Source organism: Acinetobacter lactucae, assembly GCF_001605885.1.
GTDB classification, from domain to species: Bacteria; Pseudomonadota; Gammaproteobacteria; order Pseudomonadales; family Moraxellaceae; genus Acinetobacter; species Acinetobacter lactucae.
In genome coordinates this window covers 1-11,977 of sequence record NZ_LRPE01000024.1, presented here as the reverse complement: position 1 = coordinate 11,977, position 11,977 = coordinate 1, and the positions used below count along the sequence as shown (strand labels likewise).

At 36.3% G+C, this 11,977-nt stretch carries 10 protein-coding genes; 3 read left to right on the top strand and 7 right to left on the bottom strand.

The features are described from left to right. Window positions 1–238, top strand: a 238-nt coding sequence (locus tag AWW73_RS11005; protein WP_062849646.1) for a hypothetical protein, incomplete at its 5' end; no start/stop codon positions are given. A 43-nt stretch (window positions 239–281) separates the two neighbouring features. On the opposite strand, the gene AWW73_RS11000 is transcribed toward AWW73_RS11005, so the two are convergent. Then, entirely contained in the window at window positions 282–1,439 is a 1,158-nt protein-coding gene (locus AWW73_RS11000; RefSeq protein WP_062849645.1) for a catalase family protein, read from the bottom strand. Window positions 1,440–1,622: 183 nt separating this feature from the next. Here AWW73_RS11000 and AWW73_RS10995 point away from each other — a divergent pair, with 183 nt between their 5' ends. Together AWW73_RS10995 and AWW73_RS10990 are read left to right on the top strand one after the other, a co-directional pair. Beyond that, window positions 1,623–3,494 (top strand): non-contractile tail sheath protein, encoded by a 1,872-nt coding sequence (locus AWW73_RS10995; RefSeq protein WP_062849644.1) that lies wholly within the window; start codon window positions 1,623–1,625, stop codon window positions 3,492–3,494. A gap of 229 nt (window positions 3,495–3,723) precedes the next feature. Continuing rightward, on the top strand, window positions 3,724–4,833 hold the full coding sequence (locus tag AWW73_RS10990; RefSeq protein WP_062849643.1) for an S-(hydroxymethyl)glutathione dehydrogenase/class III alcohol dehydrogenase: 1,110 nt from the start codon (window positions 3,724–3,726) through the stop codon (window positions 4,831–4,833). 57 nt (window positions 4,834–4,890) lie between these two features. Here AWW73_RS10990 and AWW73_RS10985 read toward each other — a convergent pair whose 3' ends face one another. From AWW73_RS10985 to AWW73_RS10960, 6 genes are all read right to left on the bottom strand, one after another. Further along, window positions 4,891–5,841: a DUF4882 family protein gene (locus AWW73_RS10985; protein ID WP_062849642.1), complete on the bottom strand. Its 951-nt coding sequence runs from the start codon at window positions 5,839–5,841 to the stop codon at window positions 4,891–4,893. Between the two features lie 113 nt (window positions 5,842–5,954). Continuing rightward, window positions 5,955–6,971: a fimbrial protein gene (locus AWW73_RS10980; RefSeq protein ID WP_062849641.1), complete on the bottom strand. Its 1,017-nt coding sequence runs from the start codon at window positions 6,969–6,971 to the stop codon at window positions 5,955–5,957. After that, the gene (locus tag AWW73_RS10975; protein WP_062849640.1) at window positions 6,968–9,529 is read right to left on the bottom strand and encodes a fimbria/pilus outer membrane usher protein; all 2,562 of its coding nucleotides are present in this window, start codon (window positions 9,527–9,529) and stop codon (window positions 6,968–6,970) included. The genes AWW73_RS10980 and AWW73_RS10975 overlap by 4 nt, the downstream gene beginning before the upstream one ends. A 55-nt stretch (window positions 9,530–9,584) precedes the next feature. Next, complete coding sequence (locus AWW73_RS10970) at window positions 9,585–10,319, bottom strand: fimbrial biogenesis chaperone (RefSeq protein ID WP_062849639.1); 735 nt, start codon at window positions 10,317–10,319, stop codon at window positions 9,585–9,587. 88 nt (window positions 10,320–10,407) lie between these two features. Beyond that, window positions 10,408–10,941 carry a fimbrial protein gene (locus AWW73_RS10965; RefSeq protein ID WP_000731819.1) on the bottom strand — a complete coding sequence of 178 codons (534 nt, stop codon included), beginning with the start codon at window positions 10,939–10,941 and terminating at the stop codon, window positions 10,408–10,410. Window positions 10,942–11,430: 489 nt separating this feature from the next. Continuing rightward, on the bottom strand, window positions 11,431–11,721 hold the full coding sequence (locus AWW73_RS10960; RefSeq protein WP_016145265.1) for a hypothetical protein: 291 nt from the start codon (window positions 11,719–11,721) through the stop codon (window positions 11,431–11,433). Window positions 11,722–11,977 lie beyond the last annotated feature (256 nt).

Below are 11,977 nucleotides of genomic sequence, written 5' to 3'. Positions count from 1 at the left end.
GTTTAAAAATTTAAATAATCTTATTGTAGAAATCAAAAAAGCCATAGCGGGTACAGAATTAAAATTTTTATATAACTTTGTGAACTTTGAAGGTACTGTGATCAGCGTAAAAAATGAGTTTCCCCTTAGATTAGATATGAGCTTGATTCCAAGACATAAAAGTGAAGATGACTTTATTTTATGGTTGGCAGACTTTATTGATCGCATCACTATAGATACAAGCAAAAATCTCCCTTAAAAAAGAAGCAATTAAAAACTCTTAACTATGATGGATAAAGTATTTAAGGTTCTTGTCTAGGAGCTGAATTCATATCATGCCGAACTCTGCTGATGTTTTCATAAACGACTTTACGCATTCGGTTTACCGCACCTAATGGTTTATGTTCTGGTAGAGCATGCCACGGTGTAAAAGATAGATTCTCACAAAACTTATTTTGCTCAGGTGTATCAAAATTCTGCTTTGGAATATGAATAGTCGCTACTTGATAGAAAGGAGCTGCTTTCTCATCCCATTCTGTCATTGAATCTTCTACTAACATTTCACTTGAAGTTCGTGGCTGAATAAGAAATTCCATACAAGCATCTGTACTTTGTAAAGTGTTCTTTAAAGCTTCTCTTAAATAATTATGGCTAGGATCTTTAGGTAGACTGCTTGGTGACATTGAACAGGAACGAACTGAATATTTAACTGCTTGTTGATCATTACCAATCCCTAACTGATAAGGAACCATAGACCAGTACCGTGCATATAATGGGTTTGCGATTTGCGAATTACGTGCTCCAAGAGCATTCATGGTTCCTTTAAAACCTAGGGCAATCGGAATATGAAGTTTTCTGATCATATTGTGGCTATTTACATCATTCATAAAAGAAAGATATCGTTTAGCATCATTCGCAAAAAAGACTGGATGATTAATCATAATAAAATCTTGAGTGGTTGCTTGTTTTTCACTTTCTAAAATTTTCTGTCCAGACACACCTAAAATCTTTATTGCTATGCCACGTGCATCTTTTTTAATGTCGGCATTAGAAGCGTCATTTGAAGCATTAGAAAATCGAATCCATGCCTGATAACTTCGATCTGGAATAAACATTCCTTTAGCAAACTGGGCAGGTATATTTTTTGAGACATGAAAATCGGCACGAACACAACCATGCGCCTTAGGATGTGCATCACGTAAAGCATTTCCAACCGTATACTGTTCTCGAATTGACTTTTCAATGACTTGGGCTATATTGTGGGCGATGAGTTCTTCATTAGGCTGTAACTTCTCTCCTAATGCAGTGTCGATCTCTGGATAAGCGATGCTTTCCGAAGAGATCTTTGCGGGTGATGTTGTTTTGGAATATAAACTGTCAGCACAACCTGGTAATACAAATACAAGAGGAGTAAATACAATCAAAGTCTTAAACTTTATGGGCTGTATAAAAGTTGCCATTTATTATCTCCTCAGTTCAAAAAATATTTAGGATAATATTAAGTTTTCTTATTTAAGGTTATTTTGAACTTTATAAAAAATATTAACTGTAAATAATTTAAACGTCATTGTTACTTATCTGAACAATAAAATAGGAATTATTATTTAATATAAAACTTCTTAGTATATTAAGAGAATGTGAACATGATAACTAATCCACAAAATGTGCAAAATAATTCTAATTCATCACCTCATCCAATCATTCAAAATACACTTATTGATCGGTTTAGCCCTATTTATTGGCGAATAGACGGCCCGCAAACGATGTCTTTCGCTATTACAAACTATGGAAATGGTTTTGAAGCATCTTTTAGATCACGTATGACAAATGATTTGGTTGGAATTAGTTGGGATTCTTATGACACTAAAGATCATAAATTTTTAGCGTACCAAACCAAATATAGCTATGCGGGGGTGGTTTGGGACTTCGATATTGAGCTATCTGCCACTATGCCAGTGCTTAATAATCCTAGTTTAACGCCCACTTTAACGGTGTACTATAATGAAAATAGTGTAGATAAAGTTGCATATATTGTCTTATTTAATTATGCAAATAATCCTTCGTCACGAACGGCGCACATCCGTATTAACTGGGATACAGTAAAAGCCGGCTTTTCTGCTACAGATAGCTTTCCAGTGACTAACATTCAACGTATTTCTTTTTCAGGCTTTACCAGTGACTATAATGGCCAATCTGCCACACCTTTAAGCCAACCAAAAGATGGATACATTCGTCTGACTAACTCAGTTGTAACTGGAACAAATGCAAAGTTAAATTTGAGTCGTGTTGTTGTCCCTCAGCACAATTATGGTATCTGTACCAGCTATGACGATCACTATGATTTAAACCCTCAGCGCTTAGTCAACAATATGGTGGCTTTAGGATATAAGGGCTTAGTGAATCATTATTGTGGAATGTCGCATTATCCAGAAATGACATGGAAAAGCGATATTAATAAATGGCAGATACCAGATACCTTGGTGACAGGCGAGGCGGTGGTTAACTCATGCACTCGTAAATGGCATGAAAAATATGCTCAGGCTTTACATAGCGCCAGTATGCAACCCATCTTTGGGGTTAGCTTTGAAATGTACTCTTTGGGAGCAAATGAATATTGGGCACAACGTGACTGGAATAGTAATCTAGGTCGTACAGGTTATGAGCCACCTAGTTATTTCTTTAGTTTAAGTCATCAAAATGCTTTGGCATATCTACATAAAGTCTTTATTGAGTTTGCAGATGCAATGGTTGCTGGTGGATGTGATGTAAATATGCAGATTGGTGAACCTTGGTGGTGGTATAACACGGGTACAAATCTACCTTGTGTATATGACTATCCAACTAAACTGGCATTTAATGCAGATACAGGCTTATATGCGCCAGATCTAGGCACAATTTATGAAGCAATGAATAAAACAGGAACGCCGTATGATGAGTTTAAAACATGGCTCCGAAATAAATTAGGACAAACCTGTCAAAATATCCGCACGGCTATCAAAGCAAAATATTCCAGTGCCAAAGTTAGCCCACTTATTTTCTTTCCTTCTATTCAGTCCCCAATCCAGACATTAGCCACTTATATTAACTATCCAAGCCAACACTATTCATATCCTAATTTTGATTACATGATGACAGAAGCTTATGACTGGTTGCTAGAAGCTCGCTTAGACTTGGCACATCAGGCAGTTTCTCAAATACCTATACAAGGTTTGGGCTATCCTGCCAATAAAGTCATTTATTTATCTGGTTTTGTTCCCGATGCCTCAATTGCTTATATTTATGGTTTTGATAAGACCAAGCCATATCGAACACCCATTTGGCAACGAATTTTTGGTGATATGAAGAATAATGTTCCTTTAGGATTAATGAAGCAATTTATCTGGGCCTATCCACAAGTTATGTTTGATTCAATTACGATTGATACTACTCAAGCCCCAAATGGCTTCTTCGTTGAAAATACACTTTACTCACCAATTAGTGATAACACGCCATATCCACCGGATATTTACCTCTAAGTAAATATAAGCCATTTATAAGATAAGTGATTTAATAGGAAACCTCTTTAAGTAAGGGGTTTCCTTCTTTTTTAAATGTAGGCTTGCTTAGAGGTACATGACTGGCTATGCTGTGATGGATTGTCATGAAAGCCAATTTTAATTTAAGCAAAATTAAGCTCTTGTATTATCAATATATAATCTATTTTGCTCGACTATAAATACCGAATGATTTAAAGGAAACCCAAAGATGAAATCTCGTGCAGCTGTCGCCTTTGCCCCAGGAAAACCTTTAGAAATTGTTGAAGTTGATGTTGCACCACCTCAAGCTGGTGAAGTTTTAATAAAAATTACCCATACGGGCGTTTGTCATACTGATGCTTTTACATTATCTGGCGATGACCCAGAAGGTGTTTTTCCTGCCATCTTAGGTCATGAAGGAGCAGGTGTTGTAGTTGAAGTAGGTGAGGGCGTAACAAGTGTTCAACCGGGTGATCACGTGATTCCGCTTTATACTGCTGAATGTAAAGAATGCTTATTCTGTAAATCTGGAAAAACTAACTTGTGCGTTGCAGTACGTGCGACTCAAGGTAAAGGTGTAATGCCGGATGGAACCACACGTTTTTCATATAACGGCGAACCAATTTACCATTACATGGGTTGTTCAACCTTTAGTGAATATACGGTAGTTGCAGAGGTATCATTAGCAAAAATCAATCCTGAAGCGAATCACGAACAAGTTTGTTTACTTGGATGTGGTGTGACAACTGGTATTGGCGCCGTGCATAACACAGCAAAAGTACAAGAAGGTGATTCTGTTGCTATATTTGGTCTAGGCGGTATTGGTTTGGCGGTTGTACAAGGTGCACGTCAAGCTAAAGCAGGGCGCATCATTGTTGTAGATACAAACCCAGATAAGTTTGAACTTGCTAAACAGTTTGGTGCTACAGATTTCTTAAACCCTAAAGATTACGATAAACCAATTCAGCAAGTCATAGTAGAAATGACAGGCTGGGGTGTAGATCATTCATTTGAATGTATTGGTAACGTCAATGTTATGCGCTCGGCTCTAGAGTGTGCACATCGTGGTTGGGGACAATCCGTTATTATTGGTGTTGCCGGTGCAGGTCAAGAAATTTCGACTCGTCCATTCCAGTTGGTTACAGGCCGTAAATGGTTAGGTACTGCTTTTGGTGGTGTAAAAGGTCGTTCACAACTTCCTAAAATGGTCGAAGATGCTATGAAAGGTGAGATTCAACTTGAGCCTTTTGTAACGCATACTATGCCTTTACAAGATATTAATACGGCTTTTGATTTAATGCACGAAGGTAAATCAATTCGTACTGTTATTCATTTCTAAATGAAATAAAAAAGGGCTATGATTCAGCCCTTTTTTTACGACTTATAGTTTTATATGTTAGATGGCATTACCACACATGTCTGTTGTGCCCTGAGGGTAGTTAAACTGTAGCGCATTACGGTCAGTAATGAGTTCATTAGAAAACTCTTGTCCAAATAAATTTGTAGAAAGAATATTTATATTTCCATTCATTGAGAAAGCTACTTTCTGTAGTGCACCAGGTAATTTAAATTGATATCCTTCATCAACACCATTGAAAATAAATCCAACTTGCTCAGTATCCTGATTAATGTAAACACCTAAGCGTTGATATTCATTTGTGTTATCAGTCATTTTCTTATTTTTAGAGTATCTATCAATAAGTTCATAATCTCCCACTTCCGATACTAAGCTATAATATAGACTAGGAGGATTCTCACCGAAATCAGGATCATGTCCTCCAATAATAAAACTATAAAATGAGCTAATGTTATAGTTATTATCTGTAACACCAGTAAAACTAATATTAGTTGAATAAGAGGAGCTACTCGAAGAAAGTGTAGGCACTTTAAGCTGCATTTCAAGAGCAATAATACCTTTACTAGGTAATAAAAAATCACCTTCATAACTCGTTGAATTCACTTTTGCCTTACTTTTTGCATTATAATCAAGATAACCGTAATTATCTTCCGTGACAGGCTCCACTTTAAAACCAAATTTTTGACCATTTATCAATGGAAATATTTTCATAGGTGGTCGATCTGGGTCCTGAGTGTTCAATACATCATAATCTTCTTGAGTCGCATCAAAATTGTATTGGCAGACTGGGGCAGAATTAAGGGACGTAGTTTGAGCTAAGAGGGTTTGAGACGCTAATTTTTCATTCTTTGCAGTTGATGAAAATTTTTTAGATGCTACTTTTGGGCTGGATTCGTTATACGGTGTTGTATTGGTATTATTATAAGATACCTCATATATTGCCCAACATAATGTAATTGCACTAACAGCAACTATACCTATTTTTTTCATAAATATTCCTATTAAGTTAAGTATTAAGTTTTTAGAAAGTAGTGATAAAGTAAAATTTATTATTAATATTTATGATTTTGAATTTTATTCCACTTAATAACGATTCAATATGATTAATCATATTGAATCGTTACAGTAGCCATAGCACGGACCTTACCAGGCGTAACATTTGCTGCAGTTTGATAGTAACGAGCTGTTAAAGGAACATCATATTGAATGGTTTGATTTGATTTCACAGTTCCCAGTTCTAGTTTATTACCTAGGCCAATAACTTGATTCTTATTTTGATAATTCCATACAAGTTGAACCCCAACACCATTTGCTTTAGTTGCATTTGGTTCAAGATTTTTTAAAACTTGGGTATTAGTGCCATCTTGTTGATAATCAAAACTCAAGCTGATGAGGTTTTTCTCTTCATAACCAGTTGGATTTATACCACCATTACATAGAATATTGAGTTCAAAGGATTGGTCTCCTTGAGTTGAACCAACACCTTTAAACCCAGCTTTTGTAACTGTTGGTAGCTGTACCTGCTTGTTAATAGCGCCACGCCATTCACAAGATGAAGAGGCAATAGTAATTGCATTAGCATTTACCGTACTGGTTAAAAAAGGACGATCACTTCGGTTTCCAGCATAATAACTACTATAAACACCAGGGACTAAAGTTCCAGATCCAGTATTTTCAGCTGTTTTTACAATTTCTACAACAAAATAGCCTTCTGCAAGACGAAAGTTGGTTGATGGGACACGACGAGTATAAGGGTAATAGCCAGAAAAATTTCCAGCATTAAACGCTTCTCGATAGAGTCGGATACCTATTCCTGGAATATTAGTTGAATAGATGCTATCACCAAGTATGCTAAGTGGATAACTTTGTAATAACTTTGCCGTCAACATATCCGAGGTGCTACAGGTATATGTAGTATAATGATCTGGTCTGATCTCAAAAAGTGATTTAACCAAAACTTTACCTACAGGGTCACTCGGTCGAACTACAACTCGTCCAACTTGCATCGCAACATCAATCGTTCTGAAACCGAGGCTAGTTGTACATGCTGCTTCGGCCGCTGTATTAATACAAAAACCTAATACAACTAAAGCACCACTATTTAAGAGTAATTTTTTCATTTGCAGACAGCCTCAGTCATTACCATGCTTTGTTGCTTATTTTGCAACTGATTACTGATGTTGTACTCAACCGAACAACGCTCATTGCTTTCGTCGCCCCATTTTACATAGAGACTGTCTTGAGCAAGTGGGGTACGTAAGTAAATCATACTACCTTGTGCCACAATACCTACAGCTTCATCTTTTTGATTAAAGACTTGAGCGCCAAACGGTAAACTGTTGCCATCAGCAGTTTTACTATTAATGTAGACTGCATAACCAGTCTTGGTCGTAAAATCTACTTTAGCAATTGCGCCAGCAAAAGGTGCGATACGTTGACTTGTTTCTTCAAGCTCTACTTGGCTCGACATTTCTTGTGGGTCAAGCGTAATATCATTTAGGCGATAAGGCGTTACATATGGAATAACCGCATAACCAGCCTTATTCACACTTAAACCAACGGTATTATTAACTTTTGCTCCAGCTGCATCAGGTGCATGCACAAGTACCATGGTTTGGCCTTGCTCAGGTCCAAATAAAATACCATCTGAATGTGCAACCACACTACCACTTAAGCTAACCATTGCTTGTTGATAAGAGTCAGCAACACTATAAGAACCACCAACAGTTGCATAGTTAGTACGGTAACGGCCATTTGCGTTAAATGTAGGGTTCGCATAATCTTGATGTGACACAGAAGCGCCGTAACTAAAGCGATCACCAACCATTCCACTTGCGCCAACAGTACGGCTATCTTCAGAAGCAGTCACGTTTACGTTGACTGAATTCTTCTTAAAGTTAATTGGGAATGAAAGCGTCATTAAATATTCAGTATCATTCGTTGCATCATTTGAACCGTACTCAACCTTACGGTTAATTGCTGATAAACCATAGGTTAAGCCATGGTAGTTATTGCTATAACCAATTTGGTACTGTTTAGTACTTTCACTACGGTTCCAATAATCAACCCATGAGCCAACCACATAGAAATTACCCCAACCTTCAGGAAGCCCTTGGTTTAAAGTAATTTGGAATTCACTACGCTGATGGCCAGCAGCCGCATAAGTATTTACGCCTTTTTCTTCTAAATCACGAATAAGCAGTGCATCACGTAATTTATAGAAGTTCTCGGTTGAGTAACGATATGCAGCAAGAGTTAAGTTTGTGTTAGTTGGAGTAATTAACTTACTATAACTTAAACGGAAACTTTGCCCAGATTGTGATGACTGTTTTTCAAAGTCAGCTTCAGAGTGGGTAACATCTAATGCAACTGCACCAATTGGTGTAGCAAAAGCAGCACCCAATAAGACAGCAGCATAATTTTCTGTAGCTTGTATGCCAGTATAGCCTGTTAGGTAGTTATTAATCCCTTGTTGGTATTTACCTTGAACAACCCAAGGATTAATATCGATATCCTGATCGCGGAACTGACCTACAGTTAAAGAATAACGGTTGACGCCTGGACGGAGCATTTGTACAACTGAAGCATATGGAACCGAAAATTTTTGTACTTGGCCATTTGCTTCAATAATAGAAACTTCAATTTCCCCACCAAAACCAGTAGGGTAAAGGTCATTAATCTCAAAGTTACCTGGTGCAACAGTTGTTTGATAAATAAGTTGGCCTTGTTGACGAACTTCAACTTTTGCATTGGTTTTTGCATTACCACGGATACGTGGCGCATAACCAAGCATACTATTTGGTAGCATGCGGTCATCGCTTGAGAAATCAATACCGCGGTAACCAATAGAATCAAATACTTCACCGTTAGTAAAACTATCACCTAGCGTTAAAACACCACGGTATTTAGGGAAGGCTCTTTGTAAGTACGTGCTTGTTTCTTGATAATCTGATTTAGATTGATTTTCAGAAGGCGTATCTTGCCATTGCCACTGACCATTATGACGTAATTGCCAACCAGCAATATTTAAACCAGCTGTAACACCCATAAACGCATTTGTTGTTTCGCTTCGGTCACCTGACTGATTAAATGTTTTATAGGCACTACCACTATAAGACAGAAAACCCGCATTGATACCGCGATCCCATACACTTGGGTCGACATAGCCTTGCGCATTTTTTTGCAAAGCAACTTGCGGAATAGAAATATCTACACGTAGACGGGAGGTATCAAATTCATAAAATGCATTTTCAACCCACTCTTCAATTTTATAACAACTATTATTTTCTTTTTGAAGGGCAGTGCGTTTAGATAAAATATCTTGTTTAACACCGTACTCAAGCAGGTTCATACCTGTAAAACACGTTACTGCATTTTTATTAGGGTCTAATGCTTTAAAGACCATACGACGTTTACCAAACCATTGACCATTTACATATACGTCAACGTTGTATTCGCCAGGTAAAACAGGGTTACCATATTTAAAACGAGAAATGTCAACTTTTTGAGCATCTCCAATTAAAAAAGCAGAATCAAATTCAGCCTCTACTGGAGCACTCGTCGTTGTTTCTTCAGCATGCACGAATACAGGCATTGTCATTGTGACAACACCAGAAGCCAAGTAGTAACAAATATGGCGTTTTAATAATTTATAAGATTCTTGCCTTTTTTTTGGCATAGCTAAGTCCGCCTACACATATAGGTGCTTAAATTTATTAAAAAGATAAATCTGATTACTGGAGTTTTATCGGGTGCTCAACACGACCACCGTAGTCATTGACATTAATAAAACTCATATCTTGAAGGTTGCCATTCTTAAGCTGAACTGACGCTTCAGAAAAAGGCTTAATCATGAGCCCTTGAGGTAATAAATCAACTTTTTTATCACCTGCCTTTTGGTAAACAGAGGTCATTGTGATATGAAAAGGAGTAGGATTTTTTACCGTTAAACTTTGACCAGATTTAACCCATTGAAGCTTATCTGATGCTAAATTCGCGTCTTCTTTAATCGATGAAGGACGGTAGAAGAATTTAATCCGTGAACGAATTGCAAGTTGTAGGAAGTTATCAGGTGTCGTATCTTCACTTTTTGAAGTAGGTCTAGGTGGGATATCTAAAATATTCAACCACAAAACCGTTTCTTGCTTCTGATTTAATTGAGAAGCATTGGGCAAAGCAGTAATACGAAGCGTCTGACTTTTCGTTGCTTCAACACGAGAAATTGGAGGAGCAATCATAAAAGGAACTTTTGATTGGTCCGGTGTACTCTTTGGGTCACCTTCATCAATCCAAGCTTGGACAAGTGCTGGCTTTGAACCGTTATTGCTAACTTGTAGCGTAACTTCACGAGCATCCGACGGATAAATTACACGGGTGCCATGAATTACAATTTCTGCTCGAGTAGCAGGTGCGACAACTGTCGAAGCCAATGCCAAACTTAACAAAAAATTATAACTGTTCAATTTCATTTTTCGAGTTCTCAACCAAGAAAGATTCAGGAAAGTGTTACACAAAACAGGGTTTCCATGCGGACATAGAAACCCCGCTATCAATTAATTATTGATAGATAATTGTGTATTGAACAGAAGTAGTTACTTTACCAGCAGTAGAAGCGCCAGTTGCGTAGTATTCAGCATAGTAGTTAAGGTCAGCACTTGCGCCTTCTGCTACGTCAACCCATTGAGAGTTAGCTTGAGCACCGTTTGCACCCGCAGCAAGAACTGGGATGAAGTTATTGTTGCTACCTAAAAGTTGAACGTTAACGTTTTTAGCACCAGTAGCGTCTTGGTTAAGTAAACGACCAGTGTTGAAGTCAACAGTTGCACCTGGTTCGAAGTAAGTAGCTACTTTACCTTGTGAACAGTTAGCTAAGTTGATTTGGAAAGGAGTACGACCAGCAACATCCCCAGCAACAGCTAAAGTTTGTTTAGAAACAGTTGGAAGAGTAACTGTGAAGTCTTTACCAGCAGGGGTAACGATGTCACAAGTTTTGTCTGTAACTAAACCATTAATTGTAATTGTACCATCAGCAGCTTGAGCATTCGCAATCCCTACAACCGAAAGAGCAGCGATCAAAGCAAGTTTTTTCATAGTGTTTTCTCAAAAGTCTGGATAAAAGTTTTAATTCCTTACTTTTCCAGTGTTTGACATCTTGAAAAGTAATGCGGCGATATTAACACTTCTTAAACAAAATGCAAACCACATCACATTATTTTTCCATAATTTTAATTTTATCACATTCATCATTTGGGATGTAGAACGAGTAATTACAGCTTATATAGCTGTTTATAAAGGCTTTTTTGTTTTATGAAAATGAGGTACTTCAGAAAAAAGTAAGTTACATAAGAACACGAAGTAAATAGAAAAGAATTAAACAAATTATGTGAAAAATAAGCTTAAATTCTTAGAATACAATTATATAGAATAAATTATGTATATGTATACAGAAAAAACATACAAATAGTCATTTTTTATGAAAAAAGAGCGATTCGCCTATCAATTCATCAAAAATGCAATCAAGTCGACAAATCACTCTTTTATCTAAACTTATAAAATAAGCTCAAATACTATAGTTGTAAGTTAGTGATAATTGATAAGCACAATCTTGTGATTTGAACCTATGCTTTCAATGCTAGTGTCCATTTTCTCGGTATGTTGAGTTAATTTAAAAAGACTATCTTTATTTAAGTATTCACTATCAAGTTTAGTATTTAAATTATTTACCTCAACACATTCTATCTCACTATGTTCTCTTGAACATGTATCTTCAACAATATTTCCTCTTATCATTATTGTGTTACTTGCATAACAAAATAGTGGGGAAGTGGAAAGCACCATCAAAACAACAAGTTTAAAAATATTATTTTTCATTTTATATACCTATTTATAAAATAGTTTATATCTATTTGATACAATATTTTTAATTTAAAAACAATTATTAATTTAAAGGTAATAAAAATTTGTCAATTTTCGCGTGATCTAAATCACATTAAATATTTTAAATAATGTAATAGTTAAAATTTCTTAAATCTATATTGGTAAATAAAATATAAACATTCTTACAAAAAATTATCAAATTATTGATATTTATAGAGTTAAAATATATAAAAATTTGGTAAACATATTA